Source organism: Qaidamihabitans albus (genome assembly GCF_016464705.1).
Lineage (GTDB): Bacteria > Actinomycetota > Actinomycetes > Mycobacteriales > Pseudonocardiaceae > Qaidamihabitans > Qaidamihabitans albus.
Genome location: NZ_JAEHOB010000014.1, coordinates 72,904 through 92,855 on the forward strand (window position 1 = coordinate 72,904; position 19,952 = coordinate 92,855).

18 protein-coding genes are annotated in these 19,952 nt (G+C 68.9%); 5 read left to right on the forward strand and 13 right to left on the reverse strand.

What is annotated here, in order from left to right; all coding sequences use genetic code 11:
- Positions 1-273: 273 nt before the first annotated feature.
- The gene (locus JAP66_RS23975; protein WP_199434098.1) at positions 274-894 is read right to left on the reverse strand and encodes a TetR/AcrR family transcriptional regulator; all 621 of its coding nucleotides are present in this window, start codon (positions 892-894) and stop codon (positions 274-276) included.
- Between the two features lie 96 nt (positions 895-990).
- On the opposite strand from JAP66_RS23975, the gene JAP66_RS23980 reads away from it, so the two are divergent.
- The 3 genes from JAP66_RS23980 (at position 991) to JAP66_RS23990 (ending at position 4,139) form a co-directional block, all read left to right on the forward strand.
- Entirely contained in the window at positions 991-1,815 is an 825-nt protein-coding gene (locus JAP66_RS23980) for an oxygenase MpaB family protein (protein WP_199434099.1), read from the forward strand.
- Positions 1,816-2,362: 547 nt separating this feature from the next.
- Positions 2,363-3,328 carry an arginase family protein gene (locus JAP66_RS23985; protein WP_199434100.1) on the forward strand — a complete coding sequence of 322 codons (966 nt, stop codon included), beginning with the start codon at positions 2,363-2,365 and terminating at the stop codon, positions 3,326-3,328.
- 370 nt (positions 3,329-3,698) lie between these two features.
- A complete protein-coding gene (locus JAP66_RS23990; RefSeq protein ID WP_199434101.1) occupies positions 3,699-4,139 on the forward strand; it encodes a VOC family protein in 441 nt (146 codons plus the stop codon).
- Positions 4,140-4,913: 774 nt separating this feature from the next.
- Here JAP66_RS23990 and JAP66_RS23995 read toward each other — a convergent pair.
- The 12 genes from JAP66_RS23995 to JAP66_RS24050 all read right to left on the reverse strand — a co-directional run bounded on the left by JAP66_RS23995 (position 4,914) and on the right by JAP66_RS24050 (position 17,893).
- Entirely contained in the window at positions 4,914-6,110 is a 1,197-nt protein-coding gene (locus JAP66_RS23995; RefSeq protein WP_199434102.1) for a class I SAM-dependent methyltransferase, read from the reverse strand.
- A 30-nt stretch (positions 6,111-6,140) separates the two neighbouring features.
- Positions 6,141-6,941 carry a thioesterase family protein gene (locus JAP66_RS24000; RefSeq protein ID WP_199434103.1) on the reverse strand — a complete coding sequence of 267 codons (801 nt, stop codon included), beginning with the start codon at positions 6,939-6,941 and terminating at the stop codon, positions 6,141-6,143.
- On the reverse strand, positions 6,938-7,777 hold the full coding sequence (locus JAP66_RS24005; protein ID WP_199434104.1) for a fatty acid desaturase CarF family protein: 840 nt from the start codon (positions 7,775-7,777) through the stop codon (positions 6,938-6,940). The genes JAP66_RS24000 and JAP66_RS24005 overlap by 4 nt, the downstream gene beginning before the upstream one ends.
- 105 nt (positions 7,778-7,882) lie before the next feature.
- Positions 7,883-8,836, reverse strand: coding sequence for a molybdopterin cofactor-binding domain-containing protein (locus JAP66_RS24010; protein ID WP_199434105.1), 954 nt, complete (start codon positions 8,834-8,836; stop codon positions 7,883-7,885).
- 73 nt (positions 8,837-8,909) lie between these two features.
- Positions 8,910-10,109, reverse strand: a complete 1,200-nt coding sequence (locus tag JAP66_RS24015; RefSeq protein ID WP_307849696.1) for a thiolase family protein — start codon at positions 10,107-10,109, stop codon at positions 8,910-8,912.
- Complete coding sequence (locus JAP66_RS24020; RefSeq protein ID WP_199434106.1) at positions 10,106-10,867, reverse strand: enoyl-CoA hydratase/isomerase family protein; 762 nt, start codon at positions 10,865-10,867, stop codon at positions 10,106-10,108. The genes JAP66_RS24015 and JAP66_RS24020 overlap by 4 nt, the downstream gene beginning before the upstream one ends.
- Positions 10,868-10,964: 97 nt before the next feature.
- Entirely contained in the window at positions 10,965-12,524 is a 1,560-nt protein-coding gene (locus JAP66_RS24025) for a class I adenylate-forming enzyme family protein (protein WP_199434107.1), read from the reverse strand.
- Positions 12,525-12,535: 11 nt separating this feature from the next.
- A complete protein-coding gene (locus tag JAP66_RS24030; protein WP_199434108.1) occupies positions 12,536-13,438 on the reverse strand; it encodes an SMP-30/gluconolactonase/LRE family protein in 903 nt (300 codons plus the stop codon).
- A complete protein-coding gene (locus JAP66_RS24035) occupies positions 13,422-14,294 on the reverse strand; it encodes an enoyl-CoA hydratase (RefSeq protein WP_199434109.1) in 873 nt (290 codons plus the stop codon). Before JAP66_RS24035 ends, JAP66_RS24030 begins: the two co-directional genes overlap by 17 nt.
- Positions 14,291-15,439, reverse strand: a complete 1,149-nt coding sequence (locus JAP66_RS24040) for an acyl-CoA dehydrogenase family protein (protein ID WP_199434110.1) — start codon at positions 15,437-15,439, stop codon at positions 14,291-14,293. Before JAP66_RS24040 ends, JAP66_RS24035 begins: the two co-directional genes overlap by 4 nt.
- A 7-nt stretch (positions 15,440-15,446) precedes the next feature.
- On the reverse strand, positions 15,447-17,117 hold the full coding sequence (locus JAP66_RS24045) for a long-chain fatty acid--CoA ligase (protein WP_199434111.1): 1,671 nt from the start codon (positions 17,115-17,117) through the stop codon (positions 15,447-15,449).
- A 14-nt stretch (positions 17,118-17,131) separates the two neighbouring features.
- Positions 17,132-17,893: an SDR family NAD(P)-dependent oxidoreductase gene (locus JAP66_RS24050; protein ID WP_199434112.1), complete on the reverse strand. Its 762-nt coding sequence runs from the start codon at positions 17,891-17,893 to the stop codon at positions 17,132-17,134.
- A gap of 181 nt (positions 17,894-18,074) precedes the next feature.
- On the opposite strand from JAP66_RS24050, the gene JAP66_RS24055 reads away from it, so the two are divergent.
- Entirely contained in the window at positions 18,075-18,737 is a 663-nt protein-coding gene (locus tag JAP66_RS24055) for a TetR/AcrR family transcriptional regulator (protein ID WP_199434113.1), read from the forward strand.
- A 123-nt stretch (positions 18,738-18,860) separates the two neighbouring features.
- The gene (locus tag JAP66_RS24060; protein WP_235999352.1) at positions 18,861-19,913 is read left to right on the forward strand and encodes a saccharopine dehydrogenase family protein; all 1,053 of its coding nucleotides are present in this window, start codon (positions 18,861-18,863) and stop codon (positions 19,911-19,913) included.
- Positions 19,914-19,952 lie beyond the last annotated feature (39 nt).

Consider the following 19,952-nt stretch of genomic DNA (forward strand, 5'->3'; position numbering starts at 1 on the left):
GGTGCTGACTCTCTGTGCAGAAACGTGAGCACTGAGTGCCAACGGCAGCTCGCGAGCCGGTGGCAATGTGAGAAAACCGTGAATTCCCAACACTTTTCGGGAACGGGAAGCCGTGTCCCACCCGGACCGCGAGTCGCGCACTCAGGCACGCGAGTTGCGCGTCCAGACCCGCGAGTTCTGCACTCGAGGCAGACCAGGGGGTCTCCACGAAACCCGGTGCGCTTCACCCTGCGAGGCGCACCGCCGTACCACCCGGCGGGAATCAGCGGCGACTCACGCCGCCGTGGCGACGCTGACGAAGATGTCGGTGCACTGCTCGACGATCTCGGTCTCACTCAGCGCCAGCTCCCCGCTGAGCCACGACGTGAGTACCTGCGCGAGCCCGCCGACCAGCAGCTCGGCGCCCACGTTGAGCCGCGCGCTGTCGTCGACGCCGTAGAACTCGCGTGCCTGCAGCCCGAGCAGCCGCACGAACAGGCGGCTCGACTCGACCCGTTTGGCGGCCAGCACGCTCCCGCCGAGTGCGGGTGAGAAGAGCAGCCTGCCCCTTCGGGGGTCCTCGGTGACGTGGCGCACCAGCGCGGAGAGCCCGGCGCGCACCTTCGCCCTCGCCTCGTGCGGCGCCACCTCCGCGGCCTCCAGAGTCGCCGCCGCCAGGCCCTGGACCACATGGTCGTACACCGCCGCCACGAGCGTGTCCCTGTCGGCGAAGCTCTCGTAGAAGTACCGGGTGGCCAGCCCCGACCGCCTGCACACGCCTCGCACGGACAGGTTGGGCTCCCCCTCCGCGGCGCCGAGCAGTTCGAGCCCGGCCTCCACGAGCTGGGCCCTGCGCTCGGCGGTGCGGTCGCTGCCCGCGACTCCTCCGTAGGTCCGCAGCGGTGTCGACTCCATGGGCCCATCTTGACATCTCGGCCGACCGCGCGGTTGCATATCTGATAACGCACGTATTCAGATGCGCGGCACCCAGCCCCCGGGAGGACGACGACCGTGAGCGCGACGCGAACCCAGCAGGACATCCGGGACAGGACGATCGTCGGAGCCGGGCTGCTCGCGGGTGGCGCCAACGTGATCATGCAGCTGGCCCACCCCGCCGTCGGCTACGGCGTGGTGGAGAGCCGCGTCGACGACGGCAACATCTACAAGCGCCCGGTCAAGCGAACCCGTACGACGCTGACCTACCTGGCCGTGGCGATGCTCGGCACCGACGAGGAACGCAGTGCCTACCGGCGCGCCGTCAACAGGCAGCACAAGCAGGTCTACTCCACCGAGTCGAGCCCGGTGTCCTACCGCGCCTTCGACCCACAGCTGCAGCTCTGGGTCGCCGCGTGTCTCTACCGCGGCATCGAGGACGTGTACCGCGTCTTCGTCGGGCCGATGGACGACGAGACGGCCGACGAGATCTACGAGGCCGCGGCGGCTCTCGGCACCACGCTGCAGGTCCGGCCCGAGATGTGGCCCGCCGACCGGAACGAGTTCCAGCGCTACTGGGAGCGGTCCCTCGGCGACGTCTCGATCGACGACACCGTGCGCGAACACCTGTACGGCATCGCCACGCTGCGGTTCCTGCCCCGGCCGTTCAGCCTGCTGCTCGGCCGGTTCAACCGGTTCATCACCACCGGGTTCCTGCCCCTGAGGTTCAGGGAGGAGATGCGGCTGGACTGGTCGCCGAGGCAGCAACGCCGCTTCGACCGGTTCATGAAGGTGCTCGCCGCCGTGGTCATGCGACAGCCGAGGATCCTGCGGGAGTTCCCGTACAACGCCTACCTGTGGGACCTGCGCAGGCGGCTGCGCACCGGCAAGCCGCTCGTATGACACGCGAAGCGCGATCAACCCCACGCCGCGGCGCTCAGCTCGCGCACGCCGCGAACACCAGGTGCTTCACCTGGTCGGCCTCCGCGAGCCTGCGGCGGTCCATCGAAAGGTCGTGCACGATGTTCAGCGCCGCATGCGCCGCCAGCCTTCGCCATACCCTCCGCCGATAACCACTGCCGTCGCCGGCGATCAGACTCCACCTGGTTCGGCAACGCAAACTTGACAAACACCCACCTCGAACAGCCGGGTGAATCTGGATTCGCAACGGAGCCGAGTCCCGGAGGCTGACATGAAACGCGGCGCCACCACGGTCGAGGCCGTAGCAGGCGATCTTCGGTGATCCCGTCGTCGGAGCCGCCGACCGCCTGGACTCGGACGATCTCGCCGTCTCACCCGGCCGACCTGCACGATGTCGAGCGCGCGCGAACCCGGTCGGTGCGATGCGGCAACTGCTGTTCCGCGCGCACCGAGCTGGGCCTGCTTGTGTACCTGGTCCTGGATGAGCAGACGCGGTCGACGTGCTGCCCGTTCGGCTAGCGTGGGTATGGTGACTACGCCCGGCATCGACGTGCTCGCCGTTCCCTACGACTCCGGCCACCACGCGGAGCGGATGGGGGCCGGGCCGGGACACCTGCTCGCGCACGGGCTGCTCGACCGCCTGGGGCCTGGCGCCCGGAACGACACCGTGCACGCGGGGGCCGGGTTCGCAGGCGAGATCGCCTCGGCGTTCCGGGTGCAGGCGGCCGTCGCGGCCCGGGTCAGCGAGGTCCTCGCGACCGGGCGCGCCCCGTTCGTGCTCGCCGGCAACTGCAACACCACCGTCGGCGCCGTCGCCGCGTTGCTCGACACCGGCGCGAATGATCTGGGCGTTGTCTGGTTCGACGCGCACGGCGACTTCAACACGCCGGAGACCAGTACCAGCGGCTTTCTCGACGGGATGGGCCTGGCCGTGCTCACCGGCGGCTGCTGGCGCCCGATGGCCGCGACCGTGCCCGGCTTCCGGCCCGTGCCGGAGCACCACGTCGTGCTGGCCGGGGTCCGCGACATCGACACCGCGGAGCGGGAGCGGATCGAGCGCAGCGCACTGCACATGCTGCCGCCCGAGCAGGTGGACGAGGCCGGGATGGCCGCGACGCTGGCCCGCCTGCCCGCAACCGTGCGCAGGATTCACCTGCACGTCGACCTCGACGTGCACGACCGCGACAGCGTGGGACCCGCCAACTCCTACGCCGCGGGCGGCGGCCCCGACGCGGGGCAGGTGCGGGCGGCGATCGCCGCCGTTGGCGCGGCCTACCCTGTGGTCAGCGCCACCTTCGCGGCCTACGACCCCGCCGTGGACGGCGAAGGGCGCATGCTGCCCGTCGCGGGCGAGCTGGCCGCCCGGGTCGCCACGCTGCTGCACTCGCCGACGGCGGCGGCAGCCCTGGGGGCACGTGAACCGGCGGCTGCGGCACCGACCCCGGCGAACAGCAAGCCCAACGCTCCCCCATCGAGGAAGATCAACCCAAAGTAGAAACAACAACGGATGAGGGTCGGTGGGCGCCGCGACGCCGAGCCGGATCAGTGCCACCAGCACGACCACAGCAACACCGATTCCCGTGCTCGCGACGGTTCGCGCTGCCGAACGGGCAAGCGTCACTCTCTTCGTCGTTTTCGTACCAGAGTTCCAGCGGATCGAACTTCCCGCCCAACTCCGCCACCCACAGCGCTGCTCACACCAGACCGTTTGGTCCGCCGAACCAGCACGACTGACGGATGACGGTCATCGCCGCGTCAAGAGGTTCCCAGGAACACTGTTGCGAAGGATGTCGAGAACGGCCTGATGGCTCCGTCTCAGGAGCGGATGCGGCCACCGTGGCCGTACAGCCCCAAAGGAGCCCGGCATGACGATCCACCGGCTGGACAACGTCCTCATCGTTGTCGACGACCTTGACGCTGTTATTTCGTTCTTCGTCGAACTTGGCATGGAGCTGGAGGGCAAGGGGCCAGTCGAGGGACGTTGGGTGGAGCGTGTCATCGGGATCGACGACGTCCGACAGGACGTCGCCATGCTGCGGACCCCGGACGGCCACGGCCGAATCGAGCTGGCGATGTTCCACACACCGAAGGCGATCAGCGCTGAGCCGAAGAATGCACCGGCGAACACGCTGGGCATTCGTCGCATCATGTTCGCTGTCGACAACATCGAGGACGTCGTTGCCCGCCTGCGCACCCACGGCGCCGAACTCGTCGGCGAACTGGCGCAGTACGAGGACAGCTATCGACTCTGCTACGTCCGCGGCCCCGAGGGCATCATCGTCGGACTGGCCGAACAGCTCAGCTGAAAGGTACCGAAGGGGAACGTGCACCTCCTGCCAAGCGCTCGACACGATAGCCGCGGAACTCACCGGAGACACACCACGCCGCGCGCCAAGCATCCACTACCAGTCGACCCAGAATCGGTGATTCGCCTGCGGGCATGGGACAAGGGCGCCCGCGATCGATAGTGACCACCAACCTGGACGCCCCTCCCATCGGACTCTACGTGTGAGTGGCCGACCACGTCCTACTCCACGCGATCAGCCCCGGAAGGCGGGGCCGCCCTCGCCGGCAGGCCTTGTGGACCGCCGGACGCGGCCGCAGTTCCCGCCCGGAACCACCACCGCCGAGGTGATGTGTCATAGCGCTGGACGGGCTGTGGCGGGCGCTGGGGCGAATGACACCTTCGTCCTGGTCGGCAGCGCCCGAGCCGTGGAAGCAAGTGCGAGAACTGACCATGCAGTCACGTGGGCTGTCGAGCGGTTCGCATGTTGACACGAACGACGCGGCCCAACTGAACCCCTTGCACTCTGCGACCCCCAGATCAAACCCCTTGGGGGTAGTCCTGGAGCACGGTGTGTCGTCGATGTGCGCAGGCCATGTTCATAGTGCTGCGGCGGTGACCGAGGAAGGATATGACGGTTTTGCAGACGGGCGCCATCCTCGGCGAGCTGTGTGCCGACGGTGTACCGGAATGGGCAACGCAGGGGACCCGAGGCACTGCCCAACGCCCCACCCGAGCTGAAACGATCCCGGCGGCGCGGGTAGCGGACCTCATCAAGTCCCACCTGGTACCAGGCTTATCGCAGGGATGCCAGGAATCCTCCGACGCGGCGAGCGAGTCCGGGGCGGGGTCCTTCGTCGGGGCGACGTTGTGCCACGAGGTGGTATGCCTGGAGCCGGTTCGTGTGGAAGGCGTGCGCGCCTCCCCAGAGGAACACGCGGAAGGCGCGGTATGTCTTTTCGCCCCACCGTTGGATGATGCGTTCGCGGTGCTGTTCGAGCCGCTGCGCCCAGTGGGTGATGGTCAGTTCGTAGTCGTGGGTTTCGCGCCGGACGTCGACGACGTCGAAGCCGTGAAAGAGCAGCTCCTGCAGCATCTGTTGCAGACAGAGGAACGTGTGATGCCCGGTCCAGGTGAACGCCCGGGTCACTGGACTCATCGCGAACTTTTCCTTCGTCGCCGAGGCGTCCATGTAGAGCCGGCCGCCGGGTTTGAGTACCCGCCACAGCTGTTGGCAGAACTTGATGTAGTTCGGGATGTGTTCGATAACCCCGTAGATCACGACGTGGTCGAAGGGTTCGTCAGTGGTGAAGTCGAGGAAATCGCCGAGCACGACGTCGACGGAGAGGTCTTTGCGCTGGGCGAGGTCACGGATGTAGGCGGCCGATTCTTCCACGAGCGTGATGCTGGTGACGTGCACGCCTCGGGGACTGCAGTATTCAGCGACGCCGCCCCAGCCGCCGCCAATGTCGAGCAGGCGCATCCCCGGCTGCAGGCCCAGCGCCTGCCACATACTTTCCAGCTTGTGCTCGGCAGCTTCCTCGAGGGTTTCGGTGTCGTCGTGGAAGAGACAGTGCGAGTAGAACCGGTACCGCTGGTCGACGAAGGTGAGGTAGAAGTCGTCGCCGAGCGTGTAGTGATCCTGGATCGCGGATTGGTTGGCTTTCTGCGGCGAGGTCAGAAACAGGGTCGCGGCGAACTTCACCATGTCCGCGATCGGCATGCCGACGGCGAGTTCGTCCCGCAGCGCCAGTACTGCCCACATGTCGCCGTCGATGTCGAGCTCGCCGGCGATGTAGGCTTTCCCGATCGCCCATTGGCTCAGCCCGGTCTGCACGGCTTGCTCGCTGTGGAACACCACGCGAAACTCGGTCGGCCCGGGAGCTGTCCGCAGTGTGTGGCCATCGGGGAATTCGACCTCGCACCGGGCACCCACCCGTTGCAGGAACTCGACGATGGCCGACGTCGGCGCCGCTTCGGTTGCCGTGCTCATCCGGGGCATCTCACTTCGGGCGACGCGGTGTCATCGGTCGGCGACGAGCAGAGTTTGCGCGCTCGCTCCGGTGAGGCCTTGATCGTCGTAGACCTCGGCGGCAGCCCAACCCGCTCCGCGTGCGGAATACTGCGCGGTGGCGTCGAAGCCGATCCACTCACCGACGGGCTCACGCAACAGCCGCACGGTCAGGTCCACGTTCGGGAAGGCATATCGAGCGGGATCCAGGGCAGCTGCGGCACCGCTGACCGAGTCGGCAGCGACCACCAGCCGCTGCATCGGCGACGGTTCCCGGTCATCGACGAGGGGGTGGCGCATGCGCAGCCACACGAACGCCGGACCTGGATCGCGCCACCCACCCTTGGCGAAGCGCCACTCCATGGCGGTGTGATAGCCCTCCTCGTGCGGAATGTCGAAGAACGGCGTGTCGGTGCCGGTCAGGTCTTCGGGTCGCGGCATGGGTGTGTCCTCACCCAGGGCCGAAGCCGCCTCCGGTAGTGACACGTCGGCCTGAGAAAAGCGCCAAGCGGTGCAACTCAACAGGATCGTTCCGTCCACTGTAGAAAGCTCACCGCCGACGAGTTCCGTCCGGCGACCACCGCGGATCGACTCGATCCGGACTCGCACTCGCTCGACCGGCACCGGTCGTTGAATCTCGACCTTCAGACGGGCGGTGAACCGCTCGTCACCGGCGTATTGCCGCTCGATCGCGTCGACGAGCAGCGCGGTGGGCGGGCCCGCGTGCTGAATGCGCGGATCCCACGGCCCACAGGTCGCCGTCGTCGGCTCGAATACGTCGCTGCCCTCGGCATGGTAGAAACAATCGGTCACTGTTGCTGCCTTTCTCTGTCGGTCCGGTCCTGGACCGGCCGCCCGAAAGCCCGCCGCCAGCCCCGGTCGTCGATGCGCGGTGAGTTCCCTGTCCAGGCAGCGACGAGCCGTTCCAAGGCGCGAAACAGCCCCAGGCGACCAAGTGTGCGGTCTGCCCATCCATTGACGATGCAGTAGTGGGTGTCGTGCTCGGCCCGATGGTGCTTCATATGGTGTGCAGGCGTAAGTACCAGACCGAGGCGTTGCAGTGCCCGCACAGCCCAGCCGGGCGCGAAATTGTGCCCGAGCTTGTGCAACTCGAGCGAGAACGAGGCACCCAGCGACGCAACCACCCCACCAACGACCATCCCAACAGCCACCGGCGCGGGAGCTGTGGTCAGTGTGGCCAGCAGCCACGTTGCGGAGACGACGGCGAGCCCGAACCATGACAGGATGCCGAACTCATGAGTCCAGCGGTACTTGAAAATCTGCTGGGGATAGACATGATGCTCGCGCACGATCAGCACGATGCGACGCACGGCCCGCACATTCTCGTTGAACCACGTGTCCAACGCCCAGTGCAACACCCCGCTAACGAGGTCGGCGACGAACCATCCGCCGACGACGAATACGAGGACGACCGGGACGGTCACTCCGCTGACTGGAACATTCACGGTCGTGACGACAATTGCTGCCGCACATACCGTGATGTTCGCGACAGCCCCCGTCACGTGCACCAGCAGTTCCGACGTACGGAACGCTCCGGCATCGAAAAGCGCGGCCTGAGGCGTGAGGAGGTGTGCCGCAGCAGACTTGGGCAGAACAACGGGGCCAACTTCTTCACCCCGGGGCGCCATGACGAGACTCCTTACACCGCTCTATTCTCCAGTAAATCAGGGACCCAGCCGGCAGCGCAACGCAGCGCATCCGCACAATTACAAATATCGATGGACCGTTCGGGATCAGGCTGAGTACCGCTCAATGAGTCGTCTTTCGTCGCGTGAAGGCATAGCGGGCCGCGTCGTCGTGGACGGGATGGCTGGGACGGATATCGCCCCGCGCATGACCAGCCTCGGACACGCTCGTTTGCGGGCTGGTGACCGCTTCCCTACCGGCGCGGCGGCAGTGGTTCGTCGAGGAGACCTTCCAGACCAGTCTGCTGAGGTTCGACGAAATCTCCGCCGAGCTGGTTGGCGGCGGCCGGTGACGGCACCGATATCAACGTCCTCGCCTTTCACCAGTGCAAGCCATTGGACAACGGCCTGGCTGTCGAACTCGGCGCGTTCGTCCCCGCGAGCGGAAGGAACTGGTCGGCCGAGCGCCTTGCTGTCCCGGTCCGGGCGGTCCACGAAGAACGCCTCCATCGAGAGCGTGTCGGCGCAGACAGGCACCAGGTGGCCCGACAGGTTCGGGTTGACCACCCGCGCCGTGTTCTGGTCCACCACCGTGTGCTCCATCAGCGCGAAGCCGATGCCCCAGGTCACGCCGCCGATCACCGGACCGCGCGCGGTCCGGTGGTTGAGCACCCGGCCGGGGTCGTATGCGGCCACCACCCGGCTCACCCGCAACGCGCCGAGCCTCGGCCGGATCCGGACCTCCACGAACACCGTGCCGAACGAGTGCCTCGCCGTGTTCTGCACGCTCCCGCTCACCTCGACGGGGCGGCCGTGGCGGGACATGATGCCGGAGTAGCTTTCCCTGCGGTCACGGTCGCCGCGGACGAACAGGTACCCGCGCTCGGCCACGACGTCCTCCGCGGGCACGCCGTGCAGCGGCGAACGCGGGTCGGCGACGGCGATCGCGACCACGGCGTCGCGCCCGCTCCGTGCCGCGTGGGACACCGGGCCGATCACGCTGGGCATCGTGGCCGCCACCGCGGCCAGTGACGCGGCCGGGAACCCCGTGTCGCCGAGCATGGCCCCCGGCTGACCCAGGAGCACGGCAGGGGCCGCGGAAGCCGGCGCGGTGGTTGAGTGTGACCGGCCGGCCTTACCCGGCCGCGAGGATGGTGATCACGCAGGACGCCGGTCCTGGCCCGAGGTGGCCGCCGACGTTGTGCGCAAGCCCGATCCTCGCGTGGTCGACCTGCCGTGGTCCGGCGCGCCCCCGCAGTTGGTCGACCAGCTCGACGATCTGCGCCAGTCCGGTCGCCCCGATCGGATGGCCTCGGGCCAGCAGCCCGCCGGACGGGTTGACCGGGCAGGTGCCACCGAGGTCGGTCCGGCCGTCCCGGAGCAGGGCCACGGCATCCCCGGGCCTCGCGAGACCGAGCTGCTCGCACGCGATCAGCTCCGCGGGTGCCGCGGCGTCGTGGACCTCGACCACGTCGAGGCCCTCCGGCCCGGTGCCCGACCGCGCGTAAGCCTCGGCAGCCGTGCGTTCCACCAGATCACCTGCGTCGTCGCCACTTCCCGACCCGGCGACCGAGGCCCGCACACGCACTCCGGCCAGGCCGCGACGGGCCGCCATTCCGGGCGCGCAGACTACGATCGCCGCCGCGCCGTCACCGATCGACGAGCACATCGGCCTGGTCAACGGCGGGACGATCGTGCGAGCCGCGAGCACCTCGTCGACCGACAGTGGCGATCCCACCTGCGCCCGGGGGTTCCTGCTCCCGTTGCGGATCGCCTTGGCTGTGACGGCGGCGAGGTCCCGCGGTGTGGCCTCCGTCCGCTCCAGATAAACACGTGCCTGCTCGGCGTAGATCTCCATGAACACCGGGCGGGACCCTGCGGCCTCGGCCGCGCGTGGATCCAGTGCCACATCGAGCCCGGTCGCGAGCACCCTCGAGGCGAGGGTGCGATCCGGACCGGTCATCTTCTCCGCTCCGACCGCGACCGCCGCGCCGACCTGACCGGAACGCACCGCGAGGCACGCCAGGTGCAGGGCGCTCGAGCTCGAAGCGCACGCATTCTCCACATTGATCAGCGGCCTGCCCGCCAGCCGGGAACCGCCGAGCGACACCTGGCCACGGATCATCTCCTGCCCGGTGAGCAGGCCGCCGGCGGCGTTGCCGAACACGACGAGACCCACCTCCTCGGGGCTCAGCCCGGACTCGTCCAGCGCCCGGTCGGCCGCCGCCACGGCGAGCTCCCGCAACGGCACCTCGGTGAACATGCCGAACCGGGTGCTCCCGGCTCCGATGATCACCGGGTCCGCTGCCGGGCTCGCCACCGGCCCGCCGTTCACGGTGCCGCCTTGCGAACCGAGAACCGCGCCAGTGATCCCGCGATGTCCACTCGGCGCCAATGCGTGGCGAACACCTCCAGCTCCCGGGCCAGCCCGTCCTCGGTCGTGAGCTCGTGACGGTCCAGCAACAGTCGCTTCATCGCCGCCCGTGCTTCCGGGCTGCCCGCGGAACCCGCCTTCTCGGCCGCCCGAGTCACCGCACCCTCGAAGTCGTTCTCCGGGGCGAGCTCGTACACGAACCCGGAGGCCACGAGATCCTCCGCGGGCAGCAACTCCCCCGTCAGCATCATTCTGCGCGCGAGCGGCTCCCCCACCTTGCGCGGCAGGCGCACGCTCGAACCCGCCGCGGGCAGCAGGCCGTTGCGGATGTGGCCGTCGCCGACGAGCGTGCCGGCTCGAGCCACCACCAGATCACACACGAGCGCCAGTTCGAGCCCACCCCCGACCACGTGGCCGTGGACGGCGGCGACGACCGGTTTCGGCGCATGCTCGATCCTGGTGAAGCAGGTGGACACATCGCGCAGGAACCCGAACGGCTCACCGCCGTCCCGCACCACCTCGAGCAGATGAGCCAGGTCGGCACCGGCACAGAAAGCCTTGCCCTCACCGGCGATCACGACGGCGGCCGTGTCCGGGTCGGACATGGCGTCACCCACCGCACGATCCAGCCGTTCCACCAGCGACGGCGTCAGCGCGTTGAGCCGCCGCGGCCGGTTGAGCCGCAACCAGCGAACCGAACCACGCTGCTCGATCAGCACCGGCGCAAGTTTATTCTCGACAAGGCGTGAGCGCCCGGTCCACGGGTCCATCAAGCGGCGCCCTTTCCATCTCCAAGCCCGTTGACGTCGGTGCGGCTCACGCTCGCGCCTGGCGAGCGGCCGCCGATGCGTACTGCTCGCGGACGACCCGCCGCAGGACCTTGCCGATCGGTGTCTTCGGAAGCTCGTCGGCGAAGCTGACGCCGGTCACCTTCCTCACGGAGCCGACCTTCTCCCGGGTCCATTGGATGAGTTCGTCCTCCGTCGCCCGAGCTCCATCGGCGAGTACGACCACGGCGTGGGGCGTCTCGCCCCACTTCGGATGGGACACTCCGACCACGGCGGCCTCCGCGACGGCCGGGTGCGCGGCAAGTGCGTTCTCGAGCTCGATCGGCCAGATGTTGTACCCGCCCGAGATGATGGTGTCCTCCTTGCGGTCCGCGAGATACAGGAACCCGTCGTCGGAGAGCCATCCCATGTCCCGCGTCCGGACCCACCCGTCCGGGGTCATCCGTTGCGCGGTCGCCTCGGGAGCTCCCCAGATCTCGCGCATGCGGCCCGGGGTGCTGCCCGCGACCTCGCCTACCTCGCCGACCGGCAGCTCGTTGCCGTCGTCATCGAGGATCCTGACGTCCGAGTTGGGCGTCGGCCTTCCCGCCGAACGCAACCGGCGCCGCTCGTGTTCGGGACCGTCGACTACGTGGTGCCGCGGCCCCAGGATGGTCAAGGGCAGCGCCTCGCTCTGGCCGTAGACCTGGTACATGATGTTGCCCCACACCTCGATGGCCTTTCTCAGCGTGGTCTCCGTCGCCGGCGCGGTGCCGTAGCCGACGATCCGCAGGCTGGAAAGGTCCCGGGTGGCGGCATCGGGATGGTTGGTGACCATCTGGATCACGGTCGGCCCGACGATGGTTGTCGTCACCCGCTCCCGTTCCACCAGTTCCAGGAAGTCCGCGGCGTCGAAGGCGGGCATGACCACTGTCGACGCACCGACGGCGAGCAACGGCCACGAGATCATGCCCGCGGCATGGCTCAGCGGTCCCGCCGCCAGGTAACAGTCGTCCTCGTGGAAACCGCCGAGCACGAGCGCCATCTCGTTGCCCATGTCGGTCCAGCCGCGCACGGTGTGCAGGATGCCTTTCGGCAGGCCGGTCGTCCCCGCCGAGAACCGGATCACGTGCGGGTCGTCGTCGCGGAGGGCGACGCCCGGGGGCTCCGGTGCCGCTGCGCCCAGCAGCTCCTCGTAGTCGAGTGTGCCTTCCGGAGCCGTGCCGACGACGACGGTGACCCGCACACTGCCCATCCGCTCCAGCATCGGCGCGATCGCGGCGTAGTACTTCTCCTCGACGATCAGGGCGGTGGCGCCGGTCAGCCCGAGCAGGTACTCGTGCCGCTCGGGCACGTCATGGGTGTAGAGCGGGCAGCGGACGTATCCACCCAAAGCCAGACCCGCCACCTGTTCCAGCGTCTCGAACGCGTTGTCCCCGAGCAACGCCACCCGGTCGCCGGGTTCGACCCGCGCGTCCCGCAGCGCGTTGGCGAGCCTGCTCGCGCGCTCGAGCAGTTCCGCGTAACTCTGCCTGCGATCGCCGCAGACGACCGCGACGTTGTCCGGGTAGATTCGTGCGCTCTTGCGCAGCAGTGCCGCCGGATCCATGTCGTCTCCCCTCAGGGCCTGCCGCCGTGCGGAACGTCGACTCGGGTGGTCAGCAGCACACCCTCGCCCCGGTTGCCACCTTGAGCCGCGGCGAAGAAGTCGGGCGCGGCGCACAGCAGTAGCGTCCTGCCGTCCTCGCCACCGAGGGCGCAGGCGAAGATGTCCTGGCCGTGGGGCGAGACGACCTCGTCGACGATGCCGCCCTCCGGGGAGATGCGCACACAGCGTTGCCGTAAGGGGTCCGCGACCCAGACGTGGTCCTCGGCGTCCGCCGCGGCGCCGTCCGGGACGAGTGCGGCGGCCGCGAACATGTCCTCGGTCGAGCCGGGTGCGGGAGCCTCGCCGACCTGGGCGTGGACCCGGCGGTCGGTGAGCGAACCGTCGTCGCTGATCGTGAACGCGGTCAACCTGCTGGCGAACGACTCGCCGATGACCAGGGTCCGCTCGTCGGTGCCGATGACCATGCCGTTGGGGCACCACAGGTCCTCGGCCGCGACCGTGACGGTGCCATCCGGGTCGACCCGGAACACCGGCCCCGTCCTCGGTTGCTCGCCTTCGGCGATGGCGAAGCCGATCGTGCCGACGAAGGCCCGGCCCTTCTCGTCCACCACCATGTCGTTGAGGTCGGTCTTGCACGACGAGGACAGGTCGGCGTGCACGGACACGCTGCCGTCCGGGTCACGCCGCAGCAGGAGGCGATCCTGCATCGAGACGACCAGCAGCGAGCCGTCCGGAAGCCAGCCGAGGCCCGACGGATGATGCTCGACCCGCATGACGTCCTCGCCGCGGCCGCCGGTGTCGTACGTTCGCACGGTGGACTCGAAGATGTCCGACACCCACCAGCGCCCCTCATGCCAGCGCGCGCCCTCGAAGTAGGTGCCGCCGCCTGCCAGCTTCTCAACCGTCCTCGCCACGATCCTTCTCCTCTCGTTGTGCTGCTTCTCCCAGGCGTGCCGAATCGCGGATCACGGCTCGCCCGCCCGGGTCGACGAGCTGACCGTGCAGCTCGCGGTTGTGTGCGTGCGCCACGTGGTGCAGGCCGAACGCCGACTCGACGGCCGACCGCTGGCCCTGCAGGTCGAGCGACTGGTTCACCGCCCGTTTGGCCAGCCGAAGTCCGAACGGCGGGCGCCGTGCGATGCGCTCGGCCAGCTCCAACGTCGCGGACTCCAGCTGCTCTGGTGGCACGATTCGGTTGACCATTCCCATCGCCAGCGCATCCTGCGCGCTGATCGGCTCCCCGGTGAACAGCATCTCTTTCGCCCGGCGCGCACCCAGCTCCCACAGGTGGGTGAAGTACTCGGCACCGTTCATGTCGAAGGCGCCAACCGGATCCACAAAGGACGCATCCGAGGCGGCGACAACGAGATCGCACGGCCAGACCAGCATCAGGCCGCCGCCCATGACCCTGCCCTGGACCTGGGCGATGGTCGGCCGCGGGATGTCGCGCCAGCGCAGGCACAGCCCGGTGAACAGCTCCTCCTCGGTGGCAAACCAGCTTTCCGCTCCTGGCGCGCCGAACCCGCCGGTCATGGTGCGCGACGCCACTCCGTCCATCGCCCAGTCGCTGTCCAGGTCGTGCCCCGAGGAGAAGTCGGGGCCGTCGGCGGCGAGCACGATCACCCGGACCCGCTCGTCGCGCAGCGCCCGCGCGTAGGCGTCGTCCAGCTCGTAGAGCAGGTCGCGATCCTGGGCGTTACGTTTCTCCGGCCGCGCCAGCACGATGCGTGCAACGCCCGGAACGGGCCGCTCGTCGCGAATCGAGCTCATAACCGGTAGGTCCGTCCGATGATGTCGCGCTGGATCTCGCTGGTGCCCGCGAACACGGTGGCGATGATGTTCTGGCGCAGGTAGCGCTCCATGTCGTGCTCGGTGGTGTAGCCCGCACCGCCCATCATCTGCATTCCCTCGATGGTGACCCGTTTCGCGGTCTCGGTGACCTTCAGCTTCGCCATCGAAGCCTCGCGCGGCAGCTGCCGCTCGGGGTTCGCGTCGACCCTGCGCGCCAGGTCGTAGACGAGCAGGCGGCAGCACTCCAACTCGGTCGCGAGGTCGGCGATGCGGTGCCGGAGTGCCTGGAAGCTCCCGATCGGCCTGCCGAACTGCTCGCGCTGCCGCACGTAGGCCAGCGTGTCGTCGAACGCGCGGCGCGCGTTGCCGAGGAAGGTCGCCGCACAGACGAGGCGTTCGAAGTTCAACCCGGCGGTCAGCTGCTCCCACGCCTGGCCTTCGGTTCCGATGAGGTGCTCGGCGGGGACATAGGTGTCGGTGAAGTACACGTCACTGACCTCACGCCCGGCCATCGTCTCGATCGGACGGATATCGACGCCGGCCGCACTCGTCGGCACCTCCAGCATCGTGATTCCGGTGTGCTTGGGCCCCGAGGTGTCCGTCCGGCACACGAGCAGGATCCGAGTCGCGTAGTGCGCGCAGGAGATCCACGTCTTGTGCCCGTTGACGACGTAGCCGTCGCCGCGGCGTTCAGCCCGGCATCTCATGGACGCGACGTCCGACCCGGCGTCCGGTTCGGACATGGCGACCGAGAAGACCTCGCCGCGGCAGAACCCGCCGATGAGGCGGTGCCGTTGTTCCTCGGTGCCGAACCGCTCGGCCGTCTTGGCGACGATCATCGAGATGCCGAGGCCGAACAGCGGCACCTGGCCGTAGGCCAGCTCCTCCAGCAGAAGGCACGCATCGGTGACTCCACCCCCACCGCCGCCGTACTTCGTGGGCAGTGCGACGCCGCTCCAGCCCAGTGCGGCGACCTTCTCGTTCACCGTCTGGTTGTGGCCTGCCGTGCCGTTGTCGGTCAGCGCCGCGCGCTGCTCGCGCGTTCCGCATTCTCGCTCGGCGAGGTCGCGGATCGCCGCGACGAACGCGGTCCGGTCGTCGGTCTCGATCGCCTCTGTCGTCATGCGCCGCTCAGTTCTCCTCGGCGGTCGGGGTACGGATGGGCGGCAGGGTTCGCTCTCCACGGGCGAGGCCGCCGTCCGCGAGAAGCGCACGCAGCTTCTTCTTGTCGAGCTTGCCGGTGCTCGTCCGGGGTATGGCGGGCACGAAGGCGTACTCGTCGGGAAGCCACCATTTCGTGATGCGCGGCCGCAGCCATTCGGTCAGCCGCCGTCCGTCCAGCTCGGCTTCCGGCTCGACGACGACGCAGGCGAGCGGGCGTTCGGTCCATCGCTCGTCCGGCATGGCGATGACCGCCGCCTCGCGCACGGCCGGATGCCCGACCAGCTCGTTCTCCACCGCCACCGAGGAGATCCATTCCCCACCGGACTTGATGACGTCCTTCGCCCGGTCGGTGATCCGCACCCAGCCGTCCCGGGAGATCGCGGCGACGTCACCCGTGCGCAGCCAGCCGTCCTGGAACTTCTCGGCACCGTCCGGCTCCCGGAAGTAGCCCGCGGCGATCCACGGTCCGCGGACCTGGAGCTCCCCGTCGGTCTCGCCGTCCCACGGCAGCTGTGCCCCGCGCTCGTCGACGATCCGGGCCTGTACGAACGGCAGCAGCTTGCCCGCCATGCCGCGGTATGCCCATCGCTGTTCGCCTTGTGCCCGCGACGGCGGGTGCGCGATGGTCGCGAGCGGACTTGTCTCGGTCATTCCCCACACCTGGATGATCGGCACGTTATGGCGCTCCTCGAGTTCCTGCATCAGCGAGCGCGGGACGGCCGCTCCGCCGCAGGCGACCATGCGCAGGCTCGACAGGTCGGGGCGGTGTTCCTCGGCGTAGCGGAGGAGATCGTGCCAGATCGTCGGTACCGCGCAGGCGAGCGTGATGCGCTCCGACTCGATCAGCCGCGCGATGGCTGCCGCGTCGACCGCGCGCCCTGGCAGCACGACATCGGCACCGGCCAGGGCACTGGCGTAGGGCAGTCCCCACGCGTTCGCGTGGAACATCGGCACGACGATCAGCGCCCGGTCCGCCGCACAGGTGCCGAGAGAGTCGGCCGCGCACGCTCCGAGGGCGTGCAGCAGGGTCGATCGGTGCGAGTACAGCACGCCCTTCGGGCGGCCCGTCGTGCCGCTGGTGTAGCAGAGCGCGGCCGCGGCGCGGTCGTCCAGCGCGGGCCAGTCGAACGGGGTGTCCGGGGCCGCGGCGAGCAGTTCCTCGTAGCGCAGCACGGTTCCGGGAAGTCCGCTCCCGTCGCCGGCGCCGACGACGACCCAGTACCGCACCGAACGCAGACGGTGCGCGAACTCGCGGACGGCGGGGATCAGCGAACCGTCCACGAACACCACGCGGTCCTCCGCATGGTCGACGATGTAGGTGAGTTCGTCGGCACTCAGGCGCAGATTGAGCGTGTGCAGGACGGCCCCGTAGGAGGGGATCGCCAGGTAGAGCTCCAGGTGCTCCTGGCAGTTCCACAGGTAGGTGGCCACCCGCTCGGTCTCGCGCACCCCTAGCGACCTGAGCGCGTGCCCCAGGCGGTCCGCGCGGGCCCCGAGCTCCCGGTAGCTCTCGCTCGTGCGGGAACCGTCGCCGCGGACGCTGGTGCACGTGGAGTCACCGTTGACAGTGCGCATCCGGTCGAGCAGGTAGCCGGTCGTCAACGGAAACTCGTGCTGGACGAGGCCTTCGAGGCGCATGATGACTTCCTTCGTCACGAAGCGGAGTTGGCGTTGTCGACGACGTAGATCAGGCCGGAGGTGAACGAGGACTCCTCGCTCGCCAGGTGCAGTGCGACGCAGGCGACTTCCTCGGGAAGGCCCCAGCGCCCCTGCCGCTGCACGAGGTAGGTGTCGATCGCGGTTCCGAATGCCTGTTCCAGGGCTTCTTCGCTGCGCAGGGCGCCCGTGGTGCGGATAAGCCCCGGCGCGATCGCATTGACCCGGATGCCCGCAGGCCGCAACTCCACGGCGGCACACCGGGTGAGCGCCTCGACTCCCGCCTTGGCCGCGGCGTACGCGCCCAGCCCGGGTACGGCGCGCTGGGCCGCGATCGACGAGACGTTGACGATGGCCCCACCGCCGCGGGCTCTCATCGCGGGCGCGGCGTGCCGGATGCCGTGGAACGCGCCGCCGAGGTTGACGTCCAGGGATCGCCGCCAGGACCGTTCGTCGAGTTCGGCGAGCGCCCCGGCACGTTCCCGCGCCGCGTTGTTGACCAGGATGTCGAGACCGCCGAACGTGTCGACCGCCGCCGCGACGGCGGCTTCGACCTCGCCGGAGTCGCTGACGTCGCAGCGCACCGAATGCGCCGCGGAGCCGATCCGCGCTGCCGCGGTCCGGGCCTCGTCACCCGCGATGTCGGCGAGGACGACTCGCGCGCCTTCCTGGGCGAAGCGTTCGGCCACTGCCATGCCGATGCCGTTCGCGGCGCCCGTGACCAGCGCGATCTTGCCCTGCAGCGTGGCACCAGGCACGTGGTGCCCCCTTTCTCGCGGGATCGAGCGATCTCCGTCGCACGAGCGCTTCGCCGTCGACGGGAGTAGAACGACCCGCGCTACATTAGATACATCCCGGGATGGATGTCAATGCGGCGACTCGGGCATCTCCTCCCGTGCTCGTGACCGGGGCCGCCAGGGGCGCGGTTAGTCTGACGTGGTGCAGCCGGAGACACAGGTGGCCGACGACGAGCGGAGCGGAGACGTTCGCCAGCGCAGGTCCAACGCCGAACGGCGGGCCTCTACCCGCTCCGCCGTGCTGGACGCGACCATCCAGGCCATCGTCCGCTACGGCTATGTCGGGGCGACCTCGACCAGGATCGCCGAGCTGTCGGGTTTCACGCGCGGCGCGCAGAAGCATCACTTCAGGAACAAGGCCGCGATGGTCGCCGAGGCACTCGTGCACCTGCACGAGAACCTGATGCACAACACCCTGCGAGAGCTCGAGAGCGCGGCGCAGGACAGTGTGCGGTCACTACTGCAGGCACTGTGGAAGTCGTTCCAGGACGACCTCTTCACCGCCGCGGCCGAGCTGCGCGTCGCGGCACGGATCGACGAGGAGCTCAGGGGCGTGCTCATTCCCGCGGAGCGGCAGATCGGACGCCGCATCCGGCAGTTCGTTTCGGACTTCCTCGACGACGGCAAACACTCGCAGCAGCGGCTGGACGAGGTCGGCGACCACGTGGTGAACGTCCTGCGAGGAATGGCGTTCCAGCGCGCGCTCTACTCGAACGAGGAACGAGAGGCACGGCAGCTGCGCGTGCTGGACGAGACCGTGCACGCGCTGCTGGCCGCGGCCGACCGGTACCAGCCTCGGCCGTAAGGATCGCCACCGCCGTCCCATCGCGCCACCCGAGTTCTGCCGTATTGACATCCATCCCTGGATGTATCTACCTTGACTAGCCATTGCCAGACCTCGACGAGGGACGGAAACACCATGGGATGGATGATCTACGGCGCCAACGGCTACACCGGCCGGCTGGTGAGTGAGCTGGCCAGGTCACGAGGCGAGCAGCCGATCCTGGCAGGCCGGACGACAGCGCGGATCTCGCCACTGGCCACGTCGTTCGGGCTCGAGCACCGGATCGTCGACCTGTCCGATGACAAGGCGCTACGGGACGGCCTGCGAGGGGTGGACGTCGTGGTGCACTGCGCGGGCCCCTTCTCCCGCACCGCCGCGCCCATGGTCGAGGCGTGCCTGGAAGCCGGCACCCACTACGTCGATGTCACCGGGGAGATCGACGTCTTCGAGCATGTCGCGAGCCGGGACGAGGCCGCCAGGGAGGCGGGGATCGCGCTCATGCCGGGGTCTGGTTTCGACGTGGCGCCCAGCGACTGCCTCGCGGCGATGCTCGTCGAGGCCCTGCCTGGCGCCGTCCAACTGGAACTGGCCTTCGTCCTCGACGGCGGGCTGACCGCCGGCACCGCCAAGACCGTGGTGGAGAACATGGGCCGCGGCAGCCGGGTCCGGGTAGACGGGCAACTGCGTCCGGTCCGGTTCGGATGGCGCCGGCGCCGGGTGCCGTTTCCGAACGGGGAACGGACGGCCGTCGTAGCCATCCCCTGGGGCGATATCAGCACCGCGTACCGCACTACCGGTATTCCCACGATCACAGCATTCAGCGCACTACCCGCGGCGAGGCTCAACGCGCGGCTGCAAGCCGCGATGAGCCCCATCATGCGGCCACCTCGGATGCAGCGGCTGGCCGTCGCACTGATCGAGCGACTGGTGAGCGGTCCCGACGCGCCGAAGCGCGCCCGCAACGGCGTGGAGGTATGGGGCGAGGTACGCGACGCCGCCGGCCGTACGGCCACCGCCGCTATCACCGGGCCCAACGCCTACACCGTGACGGCCGACTCCGTGTTGCGGATAGTCCGGCACCTGCTCGACGGAGACGTGAAGCCCGGCGTCCAGACCGCCTCCACCGCACTCGGCGCCGACTACCTGCGCGAACTTGAGGGCTTCCAGATCCACGAGCCGGTACTGAGCGGGAACTGACGGAGCGCCGCGGCGGCCTTGTCACCGAGCGCCATCCCG

What these genes read in the sequence shown, in the direction of transcription:
- JAP66_RS24035 (WP_199434109.1), bottom strand. Translation starts at nt 14,294, where the DNA reads ATGAGCTCGATTCGCGACGAGCGGCCCGTTCCGGGCGTTGCACGCATC.
- JAP66_RS24060 (WP_235999352.1), top strand. Translation starts at nt 18,861, where the DNA reads ATGATCTACGGCGCCAACGGCTACACCGGCCGGCTGGTGAGTGAGCTG.
- JAP66_RS24040 (WP_199434110.1), bottom strand. Translation starts at nt 15,439, where the DNA reads ATGACGACAGAGGCGATCGAGACCGACGACCGGACCGCGTTCGTCGCG.
- JAP66_RS24045 (WP_199434111.1), bottom strand. Translation starts at nt 17,117, where the DNA reads ATGCGCCTCGAAGGCCTCGTCCAGCACGAGTTTCCGTTGACGACCGGC.
- JAP66_RS24025 (WP_199434107.1), bottom strand. Translation starts at nt 12,524, where the DNA reads ATGGATCCGGCGGCACTGCTGCGCAAGAGCGCACGAATCTACCCGGAC.
- JAP66_RS24005 (WP_199434104.1), bottom strand. Translation starts at nt 7,777, where the DNA reads ATGGCGCCCCGGGGTGAAGAAGTTGGCCCCGTTGTTCTGCCCAAGTCT.
- JAP66_RS23990 (WP_199434101.1), top strand. Translation starts at nt 3,699, where the DNA reads ATGACGATCCACCGGCTGGACAACGTCCTCATCGTTGTCGACGACCTT.
- JAP66_RS23995 (WP_199434102.1), bottom strand. Translation starts at nt 6,110, where the DNA reads ATGAGCACGGCAACCGAAGCGGCGCCGACGTCGGCCATCGTCGAGTTC.
- JAP66_RS24010 (WP_199434105.1), bottom strand. Translation starts at nt 8,836, where the DNA reads ATGCTCGGCGACACGGGGTTCCCGGCCGCGTCACTGGCCGCGGTGGCG.
- JAP66_RS23975 (WP_199434098.1), bottom strand. Translation starts at nt 894, where the DNA reads ATGGAGTCGACACCGCTGCGGACCTACGGAGGAGTCGCGGGCAGCGAC.